21 protein-coding genes are annotated in these 23,111 nt (G+C 43.5%); 17 read left to right on the plus strand and 4 right to left on the minus strand.

Annotated features, from left to right (window positions below; all coding sequences use genetic code 11):
• Nucleotides 1-2: 2 nt before the first annotated feature.
• The 6 genes from moaC (at nucleotide 3) to groL (ending at nucleotide 4,842) form a co-directional block, all read left to right on the plus strand.
• Nucleotides 3-473, plus strand: coding sequence for a cyclic pyranopterin monophosphate synthase MoaC (moaC, locus tag PODO_RS04845; protein ID WP_036676513.1), 471 nt, complete (start codon nucleotides 3-5; stop codon nucleotides 471-473).
• A gap of 85 nt (nucleotides 474-558) precedes the next feature.
• A complete protein-coding gene (locus PODO_RS04850; RefSeq protein ID WP_036676512.1) occupies nucleotides 559-1,044 on the plus strand; it encodes a MogA/MoaB family molybdenum cofactor biosynthesis protein in 486 nt (161 codons plus the stop codon).
• 139 nt (nucleotides 1,045-1,183) lie between these two features.
• Nucleotides 1,184-1,426: a twin-arginine translocase TatA/TatE family subunit gene (locus tag PODO_RS04855; protein WP_036676510.1), complete on the plus strand. Its 243-nt coding sequence runs from the start codon at nucleotides 1,184-1,186 to the stop codon at nucleotides 1,424-1,426.
• 143 nt (nucleotides 1,427-1,569) lie between these two features.
• Nucleotides 1,570-2,337, plus strand: a complete 768-nt coding sequence (gene tatC, locus PODO_RS04860) for a twin-arginine translocase subunit TatC (protein ID WP_038568942.1) — start codon at nucleotides 1,570-1,572, stop codon at nucleotides 2,335-2,337.
• Between the two features lie 513 nt (nucleotides 2,338-2,850).
• Nucleotides 2,851-3,132, plus strand: coding sequence for a co-chaperone GroES (gene groES / locus PODO_RS04865; RefSeq protein WP_036676506.1), 282 nt, complete (start codon nucleotides 2,851-2,853; stop codon nucleotides 3,130-3,132).
• A gap of 78 nt (nucleotides 3,133-3,210) precedes the next feature.
• Complete coding sequence (gene groL, locus PODO_RS04870) at nucleotides 3,211-4,842, plus strand: chaperonin GroEL (protein ID WP_036676504.1); 1,632 nt, start codon at nucleotides 3,211-3,213, stop codon at nucleotides 4,840-4,842.
• A gap of 136 nt (nucleotides 4,843-4,978) precedes the next feature.
• Here the strand turns inward: groL and PODO_RS04875 are convergent, their stop codons facing one another.
• Nucleotides 4,979-5,956: a tRNA dihydrouridine synthase gene (locus PODO_RS04875; RefSeq protein ID WP_038568944.1), complete on the minus strand. Its 978-nt coding sequence runs from the start codon at nucleotides 5,954-5,956 to the stop codon at nucleotides 4,979-4,981.
• A gap of 264 nt (nucleotides 5,957-6,220) precedes the next feature.
• Between PODO_RS04875 and PODO_RS29855 the strand changes: the two genes are divergently transcribed.
• The 4 genes from PODO_RS29855 to PODO_RS04895 all read left to right on the plus strand — a co-directional run bounded on the left by PODO_RS29855 (nucleotide 6,221) and on the right by PODO_RS04895 (nucleotide 12,054).
• Nucleotides 6,221-8,803, plus strand: coding sequence for an S-layer homology domain-containing protein (locus PODO_RS29855; protein WP_052096799.1), 2,583 nt, complete (start codon nucleotides 6,221-6,223; stop codon nucleotides 8,801-8,803).
• A 142-nt stretch (nucleotides 8,804-8,945) separates the two neighbouring features.
• Complete coding sequence (locus PODO_RS04885) at nucleotides 8,946-10,154, plus strand: MFS transporter (protein WP_038568946.1); 1,209 nt, start codon at nucleotides 8,946-8,948, stop codon at nucleotides 10,152-10,154.
• A gap of 299 nt (nucleotides 10,155-10,453) precedes the next feature.
• Complete coding sequence (locus PODO_RS04890; protein WP_038568948.1) at nucleotides 10,454-11,431, plus strand: ring-cleaving dioxygenase; 978 nt, start codon at nucleotides 10,454-10,456, stop codon at nucleotides 11,429-11,431.
• A gap of 17 nt (nucleotides 11,432-11,448) precedes the next feature.
• On the plus strand, nucleotides 11,449-12,054 hold the full coding sequence (locus tag PODO_RS04895; protein ID WP_038568951.1) for a flavin reductase family protein: 606 nt from the start codon (nucleotides 11,449-11,451) through the stop codon (nucleotides 12,052-12,054).
• 67 nt (nucleotides 12,055-12,121) lie between these two features.
• Here the strand turns inward: PODO_RS04895 and PODO_RS04900 are convergent, their stop codons facing one another.
• Both PODO_RS04900 and PODO_RS04905 read right to left on the minus strand, forming a co-directional pair.
• The gene (locus tag PODO_RS04900) at nucleotides 12,122-13,030 is read right to left on the minus strand and encodes a DMT family transporter (protein ID WP_038568953.1); all 909 of its coding nucleotides are present in this window, start codon (nucleotides 13,028-13,030) and stop codon (nucleotides 12,122-12,124) included.
• Nucleotides 13,031-13,218: 188 nt separating this feature from the next.
• Nucleotides 13,219-13,758 (minus strand): NADPH-dependent FMN reductase, encoded by a 540-nt coding sequence (locus PODO_RS04905; protein ID WP_036676495.1) that lies wholly within the window; start codon nucleotides 13,756-13,758, stop codon nucleotides 13,219-13,221.
• Nucleotides 13,759-14,039: 281 nt separating this feature from the next.
• Between PODO_RS04905 and PODO_RS04910 the strand changes: the two genes are divergently transcribed.
• From PODO_RS04910 to PODO_RS04920, 3 genes are all read left to right on the plus strand, one after another.
• Nucleotides 14,040-14,492 (plus strand): MarR family winged helix-turn-helix transcriptional regulator, encoded by a 453-nt coding sequence (locus PODO_RS04910; RefSeq protein WP_038568955.1) that lies wholly within the window; start codon nucleotides 14,040-14,042, stop codon nucleotides 14,490-14,492.
• Between the two features lie 11 nt (nucleotides 14,493-14,503).
• Entirely contained in the window at nucleotides 14,504-15,715 is a 1,212-nt protein-coding gene (locus PODO_RS04915; protein ID WP_038568957.1) for an MFS transporter, read from the plus strand.
• A gap of 224 nt (nucleotides 15,716-15,939) precedes the next feature.
• Nucleotides 15,940-17,709 (plus strand): M3 family oligoendopeptidase, encoded by a 1,770-nt coding sequence (locus PODO_RS04920; protein WP_038568959.1) that lies wholly within the window; start codon nucleotides 15,940-15,942, stop codon nucleotides 17,707-17,709.
• Here the strand turns inward: PODO_RS04920 and PODO_RS04925 are convergent.
• Nucleotides 17,706-19,283 carry a bifunctional metallophosphatase/5'-nucleotidase gene (locus tag PODO_RS04925; RefSeq protein ID WP_038568961.1) on the minus strand — a complete coding sequence of 526 codons (1,578 nt, stop codon included), beginning with the start codon at nucleotides 19,281-19,283 and terminating at the stop codon, nucleotides 17,706-17,708. The two genes, PODO_RS04920 and PODO_RS04925, sit on opposite strands and share 4 nt — an antisense overlap.
• A gap of 177 nt (nucleotides 19,284-19,460) precedes the next feature.
• Between PODO_RS04925 and PODO_RS04930 the strand changes: the two genes are divergently transcribed.
• From PODO_RS04930 to phnE (PODO_RS04945), 4 genes are all read left to right on the plus strand, one after another.
• Nucleotides 19,461-20,438: a phosphate/phosphite/phosphonate ABC transporter substrate-binding protein gene (locus PODO_RS04930; protein WP_038568963.1), complete on the plus strand. Its 978-nt coding sequence runs from the start codon at nucleotides 19,461-19,463 to the stop codon at nucleotides 20,436-20,438.
• A gap of 129 nt (nucleotides 20,439-20,567) precedes the next feature.
• Entirely contained in the window at nucleotides 20,568-21,350 is a 783-nt protein-coding gene (gene phnC / locus PODO_RS04935; RefSeq protein WP_038568965.1) for a phosphonate ABC transporter ATP-binding protein, read from the plus strand.
• A 1-nt stretch (nucleotide 21,351) separates the two neighbouring features.
• The gene (gene phnE, locus PODO_RS04940) at nucleotides 21,352-22,143 is read left to right on the plus strand and encodes a phosphonate ABC transporter, permease protein PhnE (protein ID WP_036676482.1); all 792 of its coding nucleotides are present in this window, start codon (nucleotides 21,352-21,354) and stop codon (nucleotides 22,141-22,143) included.
• Nucleotides 22,140-22,943, plus strand: coding sequence for a phosphonate ABC transporter, permease protein PhnE (gene phnE / locus PODO_RS04945; protein ID WP_036676480.1), 804 nt, complete (start codon nucleotides 22,140-22,142; stop codon nucleotides 22,941-22,943). The genes phnE (PODO_RS04940) and phnE (PODO_RS04945) overlap by 4 nt, the downstream gene beginning before the upstream one ends.
• The last annotated feature ends 168 nt before the right edge of the window (nucleotides 22,944-23,111 follow it).

Consider the following 23,111-nt stretch of genomic DNA (forward strand, 5'->3'; position numbering starts at 1 on the left):
CCATGGAATTGACCCATTTCAACGAGCAGGGAAGAGCTCGTATGGTGGATGTGAGTGAGAAGGAGATCACGAAGCGGACAGCTGTCGCGCGGAGTATGATCAAGATGGCTGCTGGAACGCTGAGCGCCATTAAGAGTGGCAAGATCAGCAAAGGTGATGTCCTTGCTGTTGCACAGATTGCCGGAATTATGGCGGCTAAGAAGACGTCAGACTGGATTCCGATGTGCCACCCGCTGCCACTTACCGGTATTGATATCAGCTTCTCCGATAACAGCGAAGATGAACTTTATATAGAAGCAACAGTCCATACTACAGGAAAAACCGGAGTAGAGATGGAGGCTTTAACCGCTGTTTCTGCCTCAGCACTAACGGTGTACGACATGTGTAAGGCTATTCAGAAGGATATGATTATCGGACCGACGCTACTGGTATCTAAGAGCGGGGGCAAGAACGGAGATTATACGCTCGAATAAGTATCAGTTGCTTATGTTCGAAGCGCTGATGCGAGCAGGCTGAACTGTACAGCCAACTATACATATAGAGAGGAAGGACAAACCTATGGCGTGGAAGACAGCAATCCTAACGGCCAGTGATAAAGGGGCCAGGGGCGAACGGGAAGACACGAGCGCCCAGGTTATTCGGGAGCTGGTGGAAGAGGAACTAGGTGGCGAGATCATTGAATATCGAATCGTTCCCGATGAACAAGATGAGATTATCGCAGCATTGATTGAACTGACGGACTATTTTCAGGCAGATTTGGTACTGACCACCGGAGGCACAGATCTGGCAATTCGTGATGTGACCCCGGACGCTACTCGGCGAGTGGTAGAACGGGAAGTGCCTGGGCTCTCAGAAGCTATGCGCAGCACAGTGATGCAAAAAAACCGTGCAGCTATGCTTTTCCGTGGGATATGCGGCATTCGTGGACGCACGTTGATTGTCAATTTACCTGGAACGCCGAAGGGTGTCCATGAGAATTTGGCAGCTATTATGGATCAATTGCCGGAAGCGCTGCTCATGGTAACTGGCCAATACCGCCAATAACCCTTTGTCATCTTCTTGTCACGTCACAACGATAATCTATTTATAGAAGAAAGTGGATGTAACTGTGACATAAGTTATGGTATTATTAAATTAAAGTAAACGATACCATGAACGGACAGGTGGACAAGGAGGAATAATAATGTTTAGTGGAATTGGAACTCCTGGTATTATTTTGTTGGTCATACTGGCACTTCTGCTCTTTGGCCCAAATAAACTGCCAGAGCTAGGCCGTGCAGTTGGACGAACCTTCCGTGAATTTAAGGAAGGCGCGCGTGAAATCATCGGGGATAATGAACCGGTGAAGAAGAGCGAAGCTCCTGTGCCGACGGCCCCGCAAACGGTCGCTGCAGATATTCCTCAGGACAAACGCCTGCCGGAATAATAGAAGATCTTTCAATGGGGCAATCTCAGGAGTCTACTAGACTTGAGGAGACGCCCCTTTTTCTTTGCTTTCCGCAGCAACGGACACTGCTTTGAAGAAAGTTAGTGTTATCTTTTTTACTCTTGTCATGGGATGGTGTCTGGATGTCTCTGAAATCGGAAGAAATGTCGGTGGTGGATCATCTCACCGAGCTGCGCAAACGGATTATTTATGTGTTAATCGTATTTGTCCTTGGATTAATAGGCGGTTTATTTTGTGCAAAACCCATTTACGATTATTTGATTAGCACGGACCTGGCGCAAGGTTTTGTTCTGCATGCATTCTCATTCTGGGATGGCATTGGGATGTACATGAAGATCGCGATGGCCGTTTCGCTAGTGATTTCTGTCCCGTTTATTGCCTACCAATTGTGGGCATTTATCAGTCCAGGCCTTCGGCCGGAGGAGCGAAGTGCGACACTGCGTTATGTTCCTTATGTGTTTGTTCTTTTTCTTATCGGTCTTTCTTTTGCTTATTATATTGTTTTTCCAATGGCACTTTCGTTCACAATCTCAATTACCAGAAGCATGGGACTGGAAGAGACCTACGGGATTGCACAGTATTTTAACTTCATGTTCAGCCTGGTATTGCCGCTGGCCTTGCTGTTTGAACTTCCATTGCTGGTGATGTTTCTGACCAAACTAAGAGTTCTCAACCCGCTACGCTTGCGTAAAATGCGTCGGTATGCCTATTTCACGCTTGTATTTATCGCCGTGGTTATCACACCCCCGGATTTTATCTCAGACTTTCTGGTGACGATTCCACTGCTCATCCTGTATGAGTTCAGTGTATTTTTATCTGCATTTGTCTATCGCAAGCAACTTGCTGCGGACGCGGCACGGGATGAACGGTATGTTCAGAAGCAGGAGTGAGGAAAAAAGGCTGCCGCTAAGTAGATTTTCTACGAATGTGGCAGCTTTTTTGCTATAAGTTGATTTCATTAGTTGGATTGAATACACTTAATAAGTAATTGTTATCGATCGATCAGGATCATTAGATGCAAAGGTCTAACCATTCTAGCAACGTTCATATCTATAAGGGGTGAGAGGAAAGCGCTGGAATCCTACGCATATTTTCAAAACCCGTGGATACAATGTAATAGAGTGTGTGCTTGGACAAGCATTGAAACGTATTTTTTTGCGAAAACTAATACGAATTTGTGTAAAAAGACTTGAAATCCGGGCTCAAGTTGAGTATCATAAAAATTGTTGTTAGCACTGCACGCTGTTGAGTGCTAACGCTCTTGAAAAATAGGAGATGGGCTGGAGATTAGCAGGCTTCCATTGATATTTTTCAAGAACATCACAGAATTCTAAGTTTGGCCCGTAAGTTCTAAACTATGTTTTGAAGCAAAATAACATAATTTTAAAGGAGGCTATTTTTTCATGATCAAACCATTAGGTGAACGCGTATTGGTGCTACCGAGCGAGCAGGAGGAAACAACTTCATTCGGGATTGTGCTTCCGGACTCCTCGAAAGAAAAGCCACAAGAAGGAACGATTATCGCAGTAGGTAGCGGAGCTTTGAAAGATGGAGTACGTGTAGCGCTTGAAGTTAAAGAAGGCGACCGTGTTCTTTTCTCTAAATATGCAGGAACAGAAATCAAATATGAAGGTAAAGAATATTTGATTATGAAAGAAAGCGACATTCACGCGATTCTTGACTAAGCAGGAGTCGATCATAAGCTAAATCTAAACTACTTAAAGTAATAGGATATACAAAAAATTCTAGGAGGTAATTACACAATGGCTAAAGAAATTAAATTCAGTGAAGAAGCTCGCCGCTCTATGCTTCGTGGTGTAGATGCTCTGGCAAACGCGGTAAAAGTTACACTTGGACCAAAAGGCCGCAACGTGGTGCTTGAGAAGAAATTTGGTAGCCCACTCATCACTAACGATGGTGTAACGATCGCTAAAGAAATCGAACTTGAAGATGCATTCGAGAACATGGGTGCTCAATTGGTTAAAGAAGTTGCTACTAAGACTAATGATGTAGCCGGTGACGGTACTACAACTGCAACGGTTCTGGCTCAAGCTATGATCCGCGAAGGTCTGAAGAACGTGACTGCTGGTGCTAACCCAATGGTTATCCGTAAAGGTATCGACAAAGCGGTTCGTGCAGCTGTTGAAGAATTGCAAAAAATCGCTAAGCCTATCGAAGATTCCCAAGCTATCGCTCAAGTAGCTGCTATCTCTGCTGCTGACGATGAAGTAGGTCAATTGATCGCTGAAGCTATGGAAAAAGTAGGTAAAGACGGTGTTATCACTGTTGAAGAATCCCGTGGATTCGCTACTGAGCTTGAAGTAGTAGAAGGTATGCAATTCGACCGTGGTTACATTTCCCCGTACATGATTACTGATACAGACAAAATGGAAGCTGTTTTGGAGAATCCATACATCTTGATCACTGATAAAAAAATCAGCAGCACTCAAGAAATTCTTCCATTGCTTGAAAAAATCGTTCAACAAGCTAGACCGCTTGTTATTATCGCTGAAGATATCGAAGGCGAAGCACAAGCTATGCTGATCGTGAACAAACTGCGTGGAACATTCAACGCTGTTGCTGTTAAAGCTCCTGGCTTTGGCGACCGCCGCGAAGCTATGCTGCAAGATATCGCTGCCCTGACTGGTGGCCAAGTGATCACTGAGAAGCTCGGTCTTGATCTGAAGAGCACTTCCATTGAACAACTGGGTAACGCACGTCAAGTACGCGTAACTAAAGAAAACACAACAATCGTAGACGGAAGCGGCGACAAAGCGGACATCAATGCACGCGTAAGCCAAATCCGTGCTCAACTGGAAGAAACAACTTCCGAGTTCGACAAAGAGAAATTGCAAGAGCGTCTGGCTAAATTGGCTGGCGGCGTAGCCGTTGTCAAAGTTGGCGCTGCAACTGAAACTGAACTTAAAGAGCGCAAACTTCGCATCGAAGATGCCCTGAACGCAACTCGCGCAGCAGTTGAAGAAGGTATCGTATCCGGTGGGGGTACAGCTCTTGTGAACGTATATAACGCTGTTGCTGCTGTAGACGTAACTGGCGACGAAAAAACTGGCGTTAACATCGTGCTTCGCGCGTTGGAAGAGCCAATTCGCACCATCGCAGCTAACGCTGGTCAAGAAGGTTCCGTAATCGTGGACCGCTTGAAAAAAGAAGCAGTAGGTATTGGTTACAATGCTGCTACTGGTGAATGGGTGAACATGTTCGAAGCGGGTATCGTTGACCCTGCTAAAGTAACTCGTTCCGCTCTGCAAAATGCTGCATCCGTAGCGGCTATGTTCTTGACTACTGAAGCTGTTATCGCTGACAAGCCTGAGCCTGAAAAAGGCGGCGGCATGCCAGATATGGGCGGCATGGGTGGAATGGGCGGCATGATGTAAGGAAATCATTATCGAAGCAATTCGATGATGAGTTTCCTTGAGAGGAAACACCATTTGACCACATAGTACAAAAATGAGAGACCTTCATAAGTTCATTGAACTTTTGAGAGGTCTCTCATTTTTTTGTGGGTATAATTTAATCTAATTCTTGCTCTAAAACCGTTTTTACTAAACGACGTACTTCATCTGTTGATCTTGTATTCATTAATTGGTTTCTTAGTTCGCCTGCGCCTCTAAATCCACGAACATAGATTTTGAAAAAGCGAAGAAGTGGTTTAAATAAACGTGGCTCGAGTTCACTAGAATATTTATCGTGAAGATCCAACTGTAAAAGAAGTAAATTGAGAAAATCCTTCGCGCTATGTTCTTTAGGTTCTTTTTCAAAAGCAAATGGATTGGTGAAAATCCCGCGGCCAATCATGACTCCATCAACGCCGTATTGTTCTACTAATTTTAATCCTGTTGCGCGGTCAGGAATATCTCCATTAATAGTTAACAACGTATTTGGAGCAATTTCATCGCGTAATTTTTTTATTTCAGGGATTAGTTCCCAGTGTGCCTCTACTTTACTCATCTCTTTTTTTGTACGAAGGTGGATGGAAAGATTGGCAATATCTTGTTTCAATATATGTCCCAGCCAATCGCGCCACTCGTCAACATCAGAGTAACCCAATCTTGTTTTAACACTAACCGGCAATCCGCCTGCTTTTGCTGCTTGAATAATTTCTGCTGCTACTTCAGGATGTTTTATTAATCCAGCACCTTTTCCATTCGATGCGACGTTTTGTGCTGGGCATCCCATGTTTAAATCGATACCACGAAAACCAAGTTTTTTCATATCAATGCTCATCTGTTCAAAAAATACGGGTTTATCACCCCAAATATGAGCGACAATCGGTTGCTCATCTTCTGTGAACGTTAATCGACCACGTACGCTGTCTTTTCCTACAGGATGACAATAGCTTTCTGTATTTGTGAATTCTGTGAAAAATACGTCGGGCTTTGCAGCTTCACTAACGACGTGACGAAATACAACATCTGTGACATCTTCCATGGGTGCTAATATAAAAAACGGCTTCGGTAAATCCAGCCAAAAGTTTTGTTCGTTACTCATAATATCTCCTCTTGTTGTAATATATAAAAACGATATAAGGATAGCAAAGTCCTATACCCATCATACATAGTATCATTTTTTTTCGTTTGATGCACAGAATCAATGATGTGAGAATGTTCGTCCATGGCTATTTGTTTATAATCTGTTTATTGATACTTGTTATAATCCTGTAGATGAAAAGTTTGTAATATAAAGTCGAATCGTGTTAACGAATCGATTATAGACAAACGACATAACGCAACCAAAGAACAGGGGGATAAGCAAGTGAACAAAAAGCAATGGATAAGCTCTATATTGGCTGCTGCTGTATTATCAAGCCCTATCATTATGCCGACCAAAGGATCGGCAGCTGCTTCCTTTATTGATATTGATGGCTCATATGCAAAGAAAGCGATTGTTGAGCTATTCGATCAGGGGATAGTGACCGGTGTTGGAGAGAGTAAGTTCTATCCTACGTCGAATATTACAAGGCAGGATTTTGCAATTATTTTAGCAAAGACATTAAAGCTGGATGTTTCGAACCCTCCTGCACTGCCAACCTTTCTGGACGTTCCCACAAGCAACTACGCATACAGCTATGTGGAGGCAGCTGTCAAAGCCGGATTGATTAAGGGTACAGGCAGTAATCTTTTCGGCACGGGGCAAAATTTATCACGTCAGGATATGGTCGTCATGTTCGTGAGAGCATTGGGAGTCAATCCTACGGGTAAAGCTGGAACTTTGCAATTTGCTGATAGTAGCCAAATTGCTGATTATTCTAAGGATTTTATAGCTGCCGCTGTGGAATATGGATTGATTACAGGATATAATAATTTTTTTAATCCTGATACCAAAGTAGATCGTCAGGCCGTAGCTCTAGTAGCTTCTAAGTTTCTGAAGTTTAAGGAGAACGGAAACACTGAGCAGCCCGCTTCCACCCCAACTGCTCAACCGAGCAAAGAACCGGTAACAGTGCCTACTCCTGTTGTTGGAGGGTCTTCGTCTTCGCAAAGTGAGCATAGCAGTAATTCAGATACAAATGCACCTGTGGTTGAAAGTACCAAGTTCGAGGCGATCGACAACTACAACGGGACACAAGATCAGCTTCGCGGGTTAGCGGGAGCCATCGGGGAGCAAGGAGCAGCGGTACAAGCCTACCTGTGGACGGATGCGAATGAGAACGGTGAAGTAGATGCCGATGAATTAGGAACAGCCATCACATTAGGCACCAGTGCAGCAGATGGATCTGTGAGTGCGGCTAATATTGGTGATCTGAACGCAGGAACGTATCGTTTCGTGATTACCGCTAAGGATTCATCCAATAATGAATCAGCGAAGAAAGCTGCACATGCGGTTACGGTGACCTTGAGCAAAAACGATGTTCCGGATACGACTGCACCGGTAGTGGACGCAACTAAGTTCGAGGCGATCGACAACTACAACGGGACACAAGATCAGCTTCGCGGGTTAGCGGGAGCCATCGGCGAGCAAGGAGCAGCAATACAAGCCTACTTGTGGACGGATGCGAATGAGAACGGTGAAGTAGATGCCGATGAGTTAGGAACAGCCATCGCTTTAGGCACCAGTGAAGCAGACGGATCTGTGAGTGCGGCCAATATTGGAGATCTGAACGCAGGAACGTATCGTTTTGTGATTACCGCTAAGGATTCATCCAATAATGAATCAATGAAGAACGCTGCACATGCGGTTACGGTGACCTTAAGCAAAAACGAAGTTCCGGATACGACTGCACCGGTAGTGGACGCAGCCAAGTTCGAGGCGATCGACAACTACAACGGGACACAAGATCAGCTTCGCGGGTTAGCGGGAGCCATTAGCGAGCAAGGAGCAGCGGTACAAGCCTACCTGTGGACGGATGCGAATGAGAACGGTGAAGTAGATGCCGACGAATTAGGAACAGCCATCGCATTAGGCACTAGTGCAGCAGATGGATCTGTGAGTGCGGCCAATATGGGGGATCTGGCCGCAGGAACGTATCGTTTCGTGATTACCGCTAAGGATTCATCCAATAATGAATCAGCGAAGAACGCTGCACATGCGGTTACGGTGACCTTAAGCAAAAACGAAGTTCCGGATACGACTGCACCGGTAGTGGACGCAGCCAAGTTCGAGGCGATCGACAACTACAACGGGACACAAGATCAGCTTCGCGGGTTAGCGGGAGCCATCGGGGAGCAAGGAGCAGCGGTACAAGCCTACCTGTGGACGGATGCGAATGAGAACGGTGAAGTAGATGCCGACGAATTAGGAACAGCCATCGCATTAGGCACTAGTGCAGCAGATGGATCTGTGAGTGCGGCCAATATTGGGGATCTAACCGCAGGAACGTATACTTTCGTGATTACCGCTAAGGATTCATCCAATAATGAATCAGCGAAGGACGCTGCACATGTGGTTACGATTGAGCTTGTTAATGGTGTTCTGACCACACCTACGGTTACTAGCTCTATATATGGCTTTGACGGAGGCGGCGGTTCAAAAACAAAACAACTGATAACGGGTTCTACACAATCGCGCATTCGCTTCGACTTTTTCTCCGGAGAAAGCTTTACGAATGCTGAAATTCAGGTAACGATGGAAGGCATTACCTTTACCACAAACGACTATTATACCATTAGTGGATGGACACATCCGACGAGTGATCAAATTAGCAATAATGGGCATACGTTAACTTTCACAGGAAGTAACATAGGTGTTTCGGATATTGCTTTTGAACTTCACAATAAAGTGATGCCGGCACCCGGGACCTATCTCATTAAGTTCAAAGCAGATGCGGATGGACCTGGAACAGCCAGATCTTATTCCGAGGAACGAGTCATTACCTTAATTATTTTGCCACCGGCTTAAACTAGAAGCTTCTCATGAGTTCTTTGAACTTGTGGGAAGCTTCTTTTTTTATGAAAAATAGGATTGCTCAATATAGTCTAAATGAGTATTATGAGTAAGGTATGTTCATATAAAAATAGAGATAAACAGGATGGAGAGCACCATGAAAACAACACGTCAGAACGCATTGATTTTCTCGTTTACTTTTATGGCTTTTATTCTGGGTACGACGGAGTATATTATTGTTGGTTTACTCTCTGAAATATCCTCAAGCCTCGGAGTTACGCTTGCGACAGCCGGGGGATTGGTATCTGGCTTCGCGATTTCTTATGCCATTGGTACACCAATTATGATGTCCTTGTGCAGCCGTGTTCCGAAACGGATTACGATTCTTGTATCACTTGTATTGATTTTGCTGCTGAATTTGTGGAGTGCTGTAACTGGAACTTACAGTATGCTGCTGGTGACTAGAATAGTTACTGCCATACTATGTGGCTTTGTTCTTTCTGTAGCCATTACGGTAGCGAATGAAGCGGTTGATCAGGAGAAGAGAGGCAAAGCGATTGCTACAATTTTGAGTGGTTTTGCTATTGCGAATGTTTTTGGTGTGCCGATCGGTACTTTCGTCGGGCAGTTTTTTAATTGGCCAGCAGCGTTTGTTCTGAATGGGATATTAGCTGGAGTTGCCATAGTCCTAAATTATATCTATATTCCACGCCAATTACCGAAACCTGTGCCTAGCTCACTCAAGGATCAGATCGGATTGCTCACAAACGGCCGCATTATTCTTGCATTTCTCATTCCGGTTACGGCAGTGGGAGCCGTATTTGTGATGTATACTTACATTACACCTATTCTGGAGCAAGTCATGAATGTTCCTAAAAGCTCGGTTAGCGGTGTGCTGTTTGTATACGGAATTGCCACGATTGTCAGCAACTGGATTGGTGGCAAGGTTGCGACCGGGAATGCGGTTAGTAAGCTGAGATTCGTGTTCCTTATCCAAGCTGTGGTCTATGTTATCTTTAGTATGACCGCATCTGTTTCCATTCTTGGAATGATTGTGCTAATGGCTCTAGCCATGATGTCGAGTATTGTGAGCGCCCCTGCACAGCTCTATTTGATTGACTTAGCTAAGCAGTTCTCACCAAAAACGAAGGATCTTGCTGCCTCATTGAATCCAGTAGCCTCAAACCTGGGAATTGCAGGCGGGTCCGCGATCGGTGGAGTGGTTGCCGGGCATGGAGGATTAATCTCTCTTCCTGTAGCTGCTGCCATCCTGGCGATATTGGCCTGTGTGATTACGTTGATATGTTATAAGATGGATCATCAAAGCCACGCAGCGGTCATCACTCAGCATCATAACTTAACCTAATGAGATGATATAAGATATCCCGGCTTCATACGAGTTCATTGAACTTGTGTGGAGCTTTTTTTATATGATAAGCTTCAAAGCGTTGACTTCCTACAGATTCAGTGCTAAACTTATCTTAAGTTAAAGATATTTAAAGTGAAGATAAAAAATCTCGATACTATCCACCAAAGAGCTTGTACAGTAGAAAAAGATCTTTTTTTTAAGTGATATCTTAACATTAAGATAATTAAACTAAACCTTCTTGTTCTTGGGAATTATATTACGAGTCAAAATCAACTAAACATTAGGAGTGTATAACAATGAGAAACTTAAAAGGGATTCACCACGTTACAGCCATCACAAGCAGCGCAGAGAAAAATTACGAGTTTTTTACTTACGTGTTAGGTATGCGTCTAGTGAAGAAAACAGTTAATCAAGATGATATTCAGACGTATCATTTGTTTTTTGCAGATGATAAGGGCAGCGCCGGAACAGATATGACCTTCTTTGATTTTCCTAACATCCCTAAAGGGGTTCATGGAACTAATGAGATTGCGAAAACATCCTTCCGGGTACCAACAGATGCTGCATTAGACTACTGGGTTAAGCGTTTTGATCGGCTTGCAGTGAAGCATACCGGCATTAAAGAGCAATTCGGCAAAAAGACATTATCCTTCGTAGATTTCGATGATCAACAGTATCAACTTATTTCAGATGAATTGAATAAAGGTGTCGTATCAGGTACACCGTGGCAAAAAGGGCCTATCCCTTTGGAGTATGCAATAACGGGCTTGGGACCGATCTTTGTACGAATTGCTGACTTCAACTACTTCAAAGAAGTATTGGAGAAAGTGATGTTGTTTAAAGAAATTGCTCAGGAAGAGACGTATCATTTATTTGAAGTTGGCGAAGGCGGAAACGGTGCACAAATTATTGTAGAGCATAACGAGTTCTTACCGAATTCACGCCAAGGTTTTGGGACTGTTCACCATGCTGCATTCCGTGTAGAGGATCGTGCGATGCTGGACGAGTGGACAGAGCGTTTTGAAGGCTTTGGATTCCAAACTTCAGGATATGTAGATCGTCACTTCTTCGAGTCGTTGTATACACGTGTTGCACCACAAATATTGTTTGAGCTTGCCACTGACGGGCCAGGATTTATGGGAGATGAGGAATATGAAACCGTTGGCGAGAAGCTTTCTTTGCCACCTTTCTTGGAACCTAAACGTGAGCAAATTGAGAAGTTAGTCCGTCCTATTGATACCGTTAGAAGTACGATCGACTTTGTGAAAGAGTGAAGAAGGGGCTGAGGAAATTGATTTCAATTGATCCAAAGCACAACAGTGAGCGGGAAAATTACAAATTATTAATTGGCACTATTATTCCTAGACCTATAGCCTTTGTCACAACACAATCAGAAGAGGGTCTCTTAAATGGTGCACCTTTTAGCTATTTTAATATCGTTTCGTCTAATCCTCCAATGGTTTCATTGGCTATTCAAAGACCAGCAGGCCGTTTAAAAGATACAGCCCGTAATATTTACGATAATCAACAGTTTGTTGTGCATATTGTAGATGAGGAGAATGTTGCGAAGATCAATCAGACTGCAGCCACATTACCTGCATCTGAAAGTGAAATTGAATTGGCGAATCTTACACCGATTCAAAGTACAAGTGTAGCTGTGCCTGGCGTTTTGGAAGCGAAGGTGCGGATGGAGTGCAAGCTTGTTCAAGCAATCCCTCTAGGGGGTGAAGAACCTGGGAGTGACTTGTTTATTGGCGAAATTGTTCAATTCCATATCGATGAATCGATCTATCAGGAGGGGCACATTGACCCGAGAGTTCTAAACGCTGTGAGCCGCTTGGCGGGAAATAATTACGCAACTCTTGGAGAGATTTTTACAATAGATAGGCCGGAATAAGCAACTATAGAATAGACCTGCTAGTAAGCAATGAAGCCTACTTAGCAGGTCTTTTTGTGTACCGAAGCTACAGCTCGTCCGCAACCCCCAACAAAGCAATCCCTAGAATCACAACGATAATAACGGCATATTGTGCCTTGCTTAGTTTTTCTTTGAGGAAGATGCGCGATAATATTACGGAAAAAATGCTGTATGAAGCAATAAGTGGTGCCGCGATAATCGCGTTGCTGGACATAGCAAATACGTAGAAGAATTGTCCGGTCGTTTCCAGAATGGCTGCGAAGCCCTTATCCCGTTCTTTAAATAGGTTGAACTTTACCTTTTTAAAAAATTTCAGGTATGTAAAAGACAAGATGGCACATATAAAGAAGGTGTATTCATACGCGAGCAGAGCTGCTTTTTCGCTAATCAGGCTGAGTTCATCCAAATAAATAGCATCGGCAAAGGTGCCAAGTCCATCGATTAGGCAGTATAGGATTGGAAAAATGATGGCGATCACGCCAATCTGATATTTTTTATCAATCTGTGTGGCACTTTTTTGAAGCGCTTGGTGTTCTGCTTTCTTTTCCAAGATGGCGATGCCGATAATGCCTAAGGTGATAACGGCAACACCAACGATTTCAAACGCTCCTAGCTCATGGGTGAAAAAGATGAATAATAATATCGTCGTTACAGCGCCAGATGAATTTTGTACGGGGGAGGCAATGGATAACTCAATATATCTAAGTCCAATATAACCGACTGCCATCGACAGGATATAGAGTGCAGACACAGGGAAATATCGGATTAAGTCCATAGGATCAAAGGTCAATCCTTGAATGAGCATATAAGCTGTCGCGTGAATACCCATGACTATCCCCACGATAATGACAATCTTAATATGGCTATACCGATCCTGACTATCGGTCCCCTTTTTATAAAATAAGTCAGCCCCTCCCCAAGCGAAGGCCGTTAATAATGCAAACATAAACCACATGATCATTGCTCCTTGATGTAATTTAAAATCCCCGCCGATTATACCAGATTAGATTCTACACAGGGTGGTCATTTCGTCACACATAAAAAATACACCCTCAAGAATCGACTGGACAAACCATAGGTTTATCGAATGTCTATTCTAAAGGGTGTACTTCATAACATAACAGAGGCGTAAGGCGTTCTATCTTAACGTAGAGTTTTCAATGCGCCACTCCAAGCCAAGACTTGATCCAGCATCCCATTAAGATTGGTAAGATGCAGATCCGCTGGTTTAAACACAGTTCCGTTCTCGAAATCAGTGAACAGTGACAACGCAGGGTGTACACGAACGTCTGCTACAGATAGTTCTCCCAAGATTCCGCGTAGATGTTCAGCTGCACGAGCGCCCCCTACGGAACCATAACTTACGATACCTGCTGCTTTATTATTCCAAGCTTCACGGGCATAATCGAGCGCATTTTTCAGTGATGCAGAAATACTGTGGTTATATTCTTGTACGATAAATACGAAACCGTCTAGTGTAGCAAGTTTAGTGTTCCAAGCTGTTGCTTGTTCAGTTGCATCAGCCTCACCCAATAGTGGAAGCTTGAAGTCTGCAATATCTATGATCTCATAATTAGCATCCCCGCGTGCATCCGCAATCTTTTTAACCCATTCTCCTACTTGCGGGCTTAAACGACCTTGACGAGTACTTCCGAGAATAATACCGATGTTTAATTTTGACATTGTTTGTTCCTCCTCAATTTTTGTTCTACCAAATAGTTTGTCTAGAAATCCCATGAAGTACACAACCTTTAAAAATTATTTATCTCAAGAGTAGTAAACTCTGGTTGTCTTTAAGTTAAGTATCTTTAAGATGAGATAATAATACCGCACATAGTGTGCTTTGTCAAGCAACTTTATAATAGTTAGTTCATAGCTTTGATTCACCTTTACAAAATTAGTTGTTAGGAATATAATTGTTTAAGCAACTATTAAAACAGTGTTAATTGAGAAGGGATACGATCATGACGACAAAGCATAACCAATCCGAGCTTACGTTAGGATTTATGATGGGTACGACCTACCGTAAATTAAGCATGTTATTTCAAAATGGGCTGAAAGAACATGATATAACACCGGAGCAATGGTCAGTCCTTTTTCATATTGACAGAACGGAAGGTCTGATTCAGAAGGACATCGCTAAGCGCTCTGGTAAGGATAAGCCAACTACAACGCGAATTCTGGATCATTTGGAAGGAAAGGGACTGATCTACAAAAGAACCGGTGAAAACGATCGGCGTTCTTTTAAAGTCTATATCACAGAAAAAGGAAGGTCTCTGGTGAAGGAAACCGTTCCTATTGAAGATAAGGTGACAGAAGAGATTATGAACTGTATTTCTAGTAAGGAATATGAGTTGCTCATGGAATTGCTGCTAAGAATAAACAATCATGTAGATCAAATAACAGATGGAGAGTAGGAAGGCAAGTTATGTTAGAACAACAAGAACTACGTACGAAATTATGGACCAAATCTTTTATTGCTTTAACGATTAGTGCTTTATTTTTATTTATGAATTTACAGATGTTGTTATCTTCATTTCCGTCTTACGTAAAAAGCGAATTTCAGGCCGGAGATATTATGGTCAGCCTCGTTACCAGCGTCTTTGCATTAACTGCGATCGCTTCACGTTTTATGACCGCTTTTCTGATGCGGAAGGTTAGCCGCAATGTATTATTATATATTGGCTTAGCAATTGCCGCCGCTATAACCGGCCTTTATGTTGTAGCAGATTCCATTGGCTCGCTGCTGCTGATGCGTGTGGGCTATGGGATTGGATTCGGGATTGCCAGCACGATTATTCCAACGATTGTTTCGCAGATTATTCCGAGCAAAAGAATGGGTGAAGGGATAGGTTATTTCGGTTTATCTACCAGCCTGGCGATGTCGATCGGTCCGATGATTGGCTTAAATGTGATGAAACAATCGGGTTTTGGAACACTGGCTATGATTGGTATGGTAACCTTACTTCTTGCCTTTCCAGTACTTTTATTTTCTCGTTCACTTCCTGCACAACCGAAAAAACAGCCAACCCCAACTCAAAGCGAATCCACCAAACCTCTCAAGGTTCCGTTTAATACAAAGTTAGTATTGCCTGCCATTCTAAATGTCATGTTGGCAATTACCTACGGGGGATTGCTAAGCTTTATCGCTTTATTCGGCGAATCAGTTCATCTGGAGCAAGTGGGTCTGTTCTTTTTATTTAATGCGGTTACGATCATCATTATAAGACCTATCTCCGGCAGATTATTTGATAAAAGAGGACCAGCTTCTGTCCTAATCCCGGCGGCGGTTTGCGTCGTTGCAAGCTTAACTGTGCTTTCTTATACGACCTCTATGCCAATGCTCATCGTTTCCGCTTTGCTATATGGACTTGGTTTCGGCGCTATTCAGCCAACGATCCAGGCTTGGATGCTTCGCACCTCAACACCTGCACAATATGGTATGGCCAACAGTATGTTCTATAACTCAACGGATTTGGGTGTAGCCAGCGGAGCCATTATTCTGGGGGCAATCTCGGCAGCAACTGATTATGGGATAATGTATCGTTATTCGGCTGGGTTTATGGTGTTGTTCCTTATCGTGTATGTGGGAATTCAGATTAACAAGGCTAGAGTGAATCCTTCAACCTTAAGTCAATAGGGTTCGGAGATTAAGCCAATCTTTATCTACTATTCATATTATTTTAAGCTAAGAGGGTTATAGTAATCACATAACCCCCTTATAATATAGACTTTGACCCTGCCGGACGTTGGCAGGGTCCTTTTTTTGTGTATGAAGAGAAGAAGTACATTATGTCGATGCACTTTTCTGGCAGGATGGATTATGCTTAGAAGAATAGGAATCGAAGGGGGAGAGATTTGCGGATGAATATGACATGGAACTTAGATAGTTTATATCCTTCCTTTGAATCGGAGCAGTTAAAAAGGGATCGCAAGCTACTGGGCCAGCATGTACAAGATTTAAAGCGGTGGGCTAAGCACCATTTGAATGTAAAAGACGTTACAGCCATGCCTGTGGAGGGCTTTTTAAGAATTTATAATGATTATAAAAGCGTATATGTATGCTTGTTAGCTTATGCAGAGTTAACACTCAGCGCAGATAGTGGCTGCGAGGAAGCTATGAACCTTGCTGATGATATTGAGGAGGCCAATTCAGAAATCATCGGGGTAGTTGTGGCTTTTAAGCGCTGGTTTAGCACTTGTGATCATATGGATGAGCTTATAGTTAGCTCACCTTATCTAATGGAGCATCAATTTTATTTGCGAGAACTCCTGTTACAATCCCGCTATGAGTTAAGCGAAGAACTTGAAATGGCCATAGCCAAAATGCAGAGTACAGGATCCAAAGCATGGAGCAGACTGTATATGGAGAGGACTTCAAGTACACTTGCAGATTTAGTGGTAGATGGGGAAACTAGACAAGTGACACTTGCGGAGCTAAGAAGTATGGCTTATGAGAATAATGCCAGCTTAAGAAAATCTGCTTATGAAGCAGAGGCAGAAGCCTGTAGTCTTATTGCTGAGGTCTGCGCAGCCAGCTTAAATGGCATTAGTGGTGAGGCGCTGACGATTTATGGCATGCGGGGTTATCAATCTTCTCTGGAAAAAGTGTTAATCGCTTCGAGAATGGACAGCGAGACTTTAGCAGCTATGCTCACTGCTCTTGGGGAGAGCCTGCCAGCCTTTCATACCTATTATCAAAAGAAAGCCGAGCTGCTGGGACATCCGGCAAAGCTGCCTTTTTACGATATTTTTGCACCAGTCGGTGTAGAAAACGGGAAAATTACATACGCTAACGCCAAAGATACAATCATCTCGAGCTTCGCAACCTTTAGTGAGGAACTGGCTTGTTTTGCTCAGAAGGCTTTTGATCAGCAATGGGTTGATGCAGAACCTAGATCAGGCAAAGGGGGTTATGGATTTTGCATCGATATTTTCCCGATTGGCGAGAGCAGAATTATGACCCAGTTCACCGGAAATGCCATAGATATTAGTATCCTTGCCCATGAGCTCGGCCATGCCTATCATAGCTCCTGTCTGGCTAATGAAACGATGCTGAATACGGATTACCCGATTCCGATTGCTGAAACGGCTTCGATTTTTTGTGAGACGATAGTGAACCATGCCATAATTACAAATTCAACGGAGAAGGAAGCTCTGCTTATTCTGGAGAGAAGTATTTCTGATGCCGGTTATTATCTTGTAGACTTTTATGCCCGTTATTTATTTGAGATCAAATTATATGAGAGAAGAGCATTAGGCCCGCTGTCTGTTCAAGCGCTAAATGAATTGATGATTGCCTGTATGGTGGAAGCCTATGGTGAGGGCATTGACCCGGGTACAATCCATCCGTACATGTGGATGAACAAAGCTGGATATTTTATGGCTAGTAATGAATTTTTGAATTTCCCGTATTCCTTTGGTTTGTTATTCTCTAAAGGACTGTACGCGGAATATTTAAAGAGGGGCGAAGAGTTCGCCCCTAAGTATCGCCAGTTCCTTAGGGATACCAGCAAACATAATATTGTTGATGTAGCAACAACAATGGATCTAGATGTTCACTCCGTCGACTTCTGGAGAAGTGCGTTGAAGCTGATAGAGAGCGACATTGGGGTGTTCATCGCTAAAGCCTAAACAACTCTCCAATTATGGTCACAGGTAGCTTCAATTTGGCCATGCTTTTCAATGTAGTCGGTGACAATTTCAGATATGTCGATCATAATTTCTTGAACAATCGGCTTACCCTTATACATCTCATAATCTCCGCCACCGCTGGCTCTATAATTGTTCATAACAACCTCATATTCTTTAGAGTCCTCTATAGGCTGACCTTGGTACAGCAGATGGAGGACTCTTTCGCCTGCAGGTCTAACGGTATCAAGCTCGTATTGTATTCCTTCCCACATATCATAATTGTAATGCTGTGGTTTAGGCTCGATGTAGGCGGGGTTAACGGCTATTATTCCGTTCTCGTCTTGTTGGAAATAGTTAGCGGTTTGTTCTAAGGCCTCTCTAATATCTTGTCCTGTCAGTCTTAGGACGGTTAAGGTGTTGGGATAAATGAAGTTCGATAAAATGTCTCTGCGTGTGATGGTTTCGCTGAAACCCTTGCAATCGTTACTGAGTAAGGCTGCTGTAGAAATGTCTACGCCAGCAGCCTCCATTTGTACCTTATTCATAAATTCTATAAAAGGATGGTCAGCCAAGCGGCATTCATCAGCACTGGAAATAGACAGGTCCCCGATAACCGTTCCTATTCTCTCATCCAGCCAGGTTTGTGTTTCTGATTCAAGAGTACTGCTCAGCTCTAGGATTATTTCATCTGCAGCTGTTGTCTCATTAACGGTAAGGAGCTCGGCATGTTTACGCTGAATCTTCCAGTGTGTATTTTCTTTTTGGAAGATAACTGAAATTTTACCGAGGGAAAGTCCATTACAACCAGGTTGTATGATTGTAACACCGTTCAACTCCCCAGCTATGGAGCGGTGCTGATGTCCGGTAATTAACACATCTATGCCCTCTACCTCTGTACACATGGCGTAGGCTTGATTCTCCCCCGTTAGTCTCTCTACAGGTTCTCCACTGCTTAGATCGCGTTCGAATCCGCCGTGGTAAGCTACAACGAGCAGATCAGGCTGCTCTTCTGCCCGTATAATGGCACACCAATGCTTTACAGTCTCTAGCGAATCCTCAAATTGAAGCCCTTCAATATGGCTAGGGTTCTCCCAGTGGGGGATGTAATGCGTCGTAACCCCTAGAACGGCTACTTTGATTTTATCTACCCATTTGATGATATAGGGTTTACCAAAGGCGGGTTGATTTGTCGTGTTATCTATAATTCCAGCTGATAACCAAGGAAAGCGGGAATCCTGAACGGCTTTATTCAGCAGAGTTTTGCCAAAATTGAATTCATGGTTGCCAATAATTGCAGCGTCATATTTCAATTCATTTAGTGCAGCTATGCCCGGATTCAGCTCATTACTATAATGTGTAGCTGCATAATAAGTTAACGGTGTGCCTTGAATAAGATCGCCGTTATCTATAAGGATCAGCTCAGGAGTATGGGATCTTTCTTGTTTAATGAGGGTAGCAATTGTTGCTAAGCCTGCTGGTCGTTTCTCCCCCGTGCGGTAATCGACGGGCCCAAAATGTCCATGTAGATCACTTGTTACGAGGATTTCACAGGTTATTGAATTCTCTTTATTCATAGGTAGCCCCTCCTGATAATAAGTTCAGACCTCATTCTAGCAGATAAATTGCTAACTTTAAGAGATTGGAATAAATTTTACATATATTTGATGCTTGGTTGCTATTGATTTAATAAAACACATCTATAGTTTAGAAGTACTCAAAAATAAAAATAGAAAACAGTGGAGGTCTTTCGTTTGAGAAAAATCAGTAAATTCGTATTGCCGCTAATGATGTCTATTACATTGCTTAGTGGTTGTGGCGCTAACAACACTACAAATAATGCAAACCAAGGATCGACGGACGGGGCAAATGCACCGAAGGAAACGGCAGCTCCTGTAGCAGAGGGTTATGTTCCAGAGAAGCTTACTGTACAATTTGTTCCTTCTCAAAATGCAGATACGCTCGAAGCTAAAGCGAAACCTCTTGAAAAATTACTGGGTGACAAGCTCGGTATTCCTGTAGAAGTAAGTGTCTCTACTGATTACAACACCGTTATCGAAGCTATGGCCTCTAAAAAAGTGGATGTAGGTTTCCTTCCTCCAACTGCTTACGTGTTAGCTAAAGAAAAAGGAGCAGCTGAGGTTATTCTTCAGGCTCAACGTTTTGGTGTAAATGATGAAACCGGTGGTCCAACAGATGAATTAGCGGATTTCTATAAATCTATGATTATCGTCAAGAAAGATTCTGCGATCAAATCGGTTGCCGATTTGAAAGGTAAAAAAATTGCCTATCAAAACGTTACATCCTCTGCAGGATTTGTATGGCCGGCTGCAACGCTTATGGATGCGGGACTTGATCCGCTGAAGGATGTACAAGCCATTACGGTTAAAGGTCATGATCAAGGCGTGCTTGCTGTGCTGAATGGTGACGTAGATGCAGCAGCTATTTTCCAAGATGCCCGGAACACGGTCGTTAAGGATTATCCAAAAGTATTTGAAGATACTCAAGTTCTCGCCTTTACTGATAAAATTCCTAACGATACGATTTCGGTCCGTTCAGATATGAATAAAGAATGGATTGAAAAAATCCAGCAGGCATTCATTGATATCGCAGCTGACACAGAAGGCCATGAGATTATCAAAGACATTTACTCTCATGAAGGTTATGTGAAATCACAAGACAGCAACTTTGACATTGTTCGCGAATACAACAGTAAAGTAAAAACAGAGTAGAACAGGCCGTTCAAGGATACAACGATGTTGGTGTATAACAGGCATTAAGGATAGCCAGCTCCGGATTCCCCCCCGGATCTGGCTATCTCTTTTATACGAATATACGAAAACACATAAAGGGATGATTTCATGATAGAGCTTCGTAATGTATCCAAAACGTATCTAAACGGAACCAAAGGATTAAACAACATTAACCTGACCATTCCAGCCGGAGAATTTGTAGCTATTGTTGGTCTTTCGGGAGCAGGGAAGTCGACCTTGCTGCGTTCCATTAACCGGCTTCATGATATTTCCGAAGGTAATATTCTTATTAACGGACAGTCCATTACGAATGCAAAAGGAAGCCGGCTACGAATGATCCGTAGGAATATCGGAATGATCTTCCAAAGCTTCAACTTAGTGAAACGTACGACGGTGCTTCGTAATGTTTTGGCAGGACGGGTGGGCTATCATTCCACACTGCGGACGATACTTGGCAGATTCCCACAAAAGGATATCGATTTAGCCTTCGAATCGCTTGATCGGGTAAATATCGCCGAGAAGGCCTATACACGTGCAGATCAGCTATCTGGAGGTCAGCAGCAACGTGTAGCTATTGCCCGTGTTCTTGCGCAGGAGGCACAGATTATCCTCGCAGATGAACCTGTAGCTTCACTAGATCCGCTCACAACCAAGCAGGTTATGGATGATCTAAAGAAGATTAATATGGAACTCGGGATTACGACCATTGTGAATTTGCATTTTATTGATCTGGCTAGAGAATACGCTACCCGGATTATCGGGCTCCGGGCAGGAGAGGTTGTCTTCGATGGTCCTGTATCAGAGGCAACCGATGAGAGGTTTGCTGAGATTTACGGCAGACCGATTCATCAGGATGAGTTGTTGGGTGAGCCTGTACTCGGAGGCGTGTGAGATGAGTGTGAATGCAGAGAAGCTACATCCCAAACCGCCAAGAAAGATAAAACATTATTTTACAGCCATTATATTAGTAGTATTACTGTGGAGAAGTGCTGTCTTAACCGATTCATCCTTCGGAGAGCTGATTTCCGGTCTGCCGAATATGCTTGATTTGCTTAAGGAAATGTTTCCCCCGAACTGGGGGTATTTTGACAACATTATAGATGCGATGCTGGAGACGATCCGGATGGCGCTGGTTGGCACAACGTTTGGTGCCATTCTTGCGGTTCCGGTTGCGCTGTTGTGTGCAAGCAATATTACGCAAAGCCGTTGGCTTCATTATCCGGTCCGTATGCTGCTGAACCTGATCCGCACGATTCCCGATCTGCTGTTGGCTTCTATCTTTGTGGCCATTTTCGGCCTCGGTGCGCTTCCTGGGATATTTGCTTTGACGATATTTTCGTTGGGGCTGATCGCCAAGCTTACCTATGAAACGATGGAGACGATTGATCAAGGACCTTTGGAAGCAATGACTTCAGTGGGGGCTAATAAGATTCAACGCATTATGTTCGGAGTCATTCCACAGGTACAGGCTCATTTTATGTCTTATGTCCTATATGCCTTCGAGATTAATGTTCGTGCTGCGGCGGTTTTAGGTCTGGTAGGAGCGGGTGGGATCGGCCACTATTATGAAGTCACCCTAGGCTTTTTGGAATACGATAAGACTTGCACCATCATCTTGTTCACATTAGCAGTAGTACTGATTATTGATTATGTAAGCACTAAGCTGCGGGAGAAATTAATATGAGTAAATCATGGAATACCCTTGTCCCTAAACCCCGTAAAAATCGTTTTCGTTGGCTGATTTATGTAGCCCTAGCTGCGTTATATATTTGGGCTTTTTCGGGAGTGCCGTTTAATGGATTCAAAGAAACCGCCGGGATCATTACTAAAGCAATTTTTGCCGGGATATTCTCACCTGACTGGGCCTTCGTTTATTTACCAGATGGGGAGGATCTCCTGCGGGGATTGCTCGAGACGTTAGCTATTTCAATCCTAGGCACTTTTATCTCGACCTTTTTATGTATTCCTTTTGCATTTTGGGCTGCAGTTAACATGAGCAAGGGAAAGGTAATTTCAGGTTCCGGCAAGCTGATGTTGAGCTTTATACGAACCTTCCCTGAGATTATTATGGCTTTGTTATTCATCAAGGCTGTTGGACCGGGTTCTTTTGCAGGTGTGCTGGCTCTGGGACTACATTCGGTGGGCATGCTCGGCAAATTGTTCGCGGATGAGATTGAGAATATCGACAACGGTCCACTCGAAGCTTTAATTTCTTCTGGCGCCAGCCGCATGCAGGTATTGTGGTTTGCGGTGTTACCGCAGGTGCTGCCGGGATTCTTATCCTATACCTTATATAGATTCGAAATTAACGTTCGTTCGGCTACGATTTTAGGTGTGATTGGAGCAGGGGGGATCGGCACACCGTTAATCTTCGCGCTCAGTTCACGGAATTGGGACCGCGTGGGGATTATACTGCTAGGTATCATTGCGATGATCACAATTATTGATTTGATTTCCGGCAAGATCCGGAAGAAGCTGGTGTAATCGAGTTGCATAATGATATGTGAGACAAAGACCTCCTTAGGGTATGAACCGAACCTAGGGGAGGTCTTTTATGATATGATCCATACTATATTGGACCATTCGAAAATGGATGAAAAAGTAATAATTATTTTTTCTGAAACATATGTTGGTCTATCCGACTTGTACCAA

The sequence above is a fragment of the Paenibacillus odorifer genome (genome assembly GCF_000758725.1).
GTDB lineage: Bacteria > Bacillota > Bacilli > Paenibacillales > Paenibacillaceae > Paenibacillus_AQ > Paenibacillus_AQ odorifer.

What these genes read in the sequence shown, in the direction of transcription:
- groL (WP_036676504.1), top strand. Translation starts at nt 3,211, where the DNA reads ATGGCTAAAGAAATTAAATTCAGTGAAGAAGCTCGCCGCTCTATGCTT.
- phnE (WP_036676482.1), top strand. Translation starts at nt 21,352, where the DNA reads ATGAGTGTGAATGCAGAGAAGCTACATCCCAAACCGCCAAGAAAGATA.
- PODO_RS04910 (WP_038568955.1), top strand. Translation starts at nt 14,040, where the DNA reads ATGACGACAAAGCATAACCAATCCGAGCTTACGTTAGGATTTATGATG.
- phnE (WP_036676480.1), top strand. Translation starts at nt 22,140, where the DNA reads ATGAGTAAATCATGGAATACCCTTGTCCCTAAACCCCGTAAAAATCGT.
- groES (WP_036676506.1), top strand. Translation starts at nt 2,851, where the DNA reads ATGATCAAACCATTAGGTGAACGCGTATTGGTGCTACCGAGCGAGCAG.
- phnC (WP_038568965.1), top strand. Translation starts at nt 20,568, where the DNA reads ATGATAGAGCTTCGTAATGTATCCAAAACGTATCTAAACGGAACCAAA.
- PODO_RS04915 (WP_038568957.1), top strand. Translation starts at nt 14,504, where the DNA reads ATGTTAGAACAACAAGAACTACGTACGAAATTATGGACCAAATCTTTT.
- PODO_RS04900 (WP_038568953.1), bottom strand. Translation starts at nt 13,030, where the DNA reads ATGTGGTTTATGTTTGCATTATTAACGGCCTTCGCTTGGGGAGGGGCT.
- PODO_RS04905 (WP_036676495.1), bottom strand. Translation starts at nt 13,758, where the DNA reads ATGTCAAAATTAAACATCGGTATTATTCTCGGAAGTACTCGTCAAGGT.
- tatC (WP_038568942.1), top strand. Translation starts at nt 1,570, where the DNA reads ATGTCTCTGAAATCGGAAGAAATGTCGGTGGTGGATCATCTCACCGAG.
- PODO_RS04920 (WP_038568959.1), top strand. Translation starts at nt 15,940, where the DNA reads ATGAATATGACATGGAACTTAGATAGTTTATATCCTTCCTTTGAATCG.
- PODO_RS04885 (WP_038568946.1), top strand. Translation starts at nt 8,946, where the DNA reads ATGAAAACAACACGTCAGAACGCATTGATTTTCTCGTTTACTTTTATG.
- PODO_RS04850 (WP_036676512.1), top strand. Translation starts at nt 559, where the DNA reads ATGGCGTGGAAGACAGCAATCCTAACGGCCAGTGATAAAGGGGCCAGG.
- PODO_RS04925 (WP_038568961.1), bottom strand. Translation starts at nt 19,283, where the DNA reads ATGAATAAAGAGAATTCAATAACCTGTGAAATCCTCGTAACAAGTGAT.
- PODO_RS04875 (WP_038568944.1), bottom strand. Translation starts at nt 5,956, where the DNA reads ATGAGTAACGAACAAAACTTTTGGCTGGATTTACCGAAGCCGTTTTTT.
- moaC (WP_036676513.1), top strand. Translation starts at nt 3, where the DNA reads ATGGAATTGACCCATTTCAACGAGCAGGGAAGAGCTCGTATGGTGGAT.
- PODO_RS04855 (WP_036676510.1), top strand. Translation starts at nt 1,184, where the DNA reads ATGTTTAGTGGAATTGGAACTCCTGGTATTATTTTGTTGGTCATACTG.
- PODO_RS04890 (WP_038568948.1), top strand. Translation starts at nt 10,454, where the DNA reads ATGAGAAACTTAAAAGGGATTCACCACGTTACAGCCATCACAAGCAGC.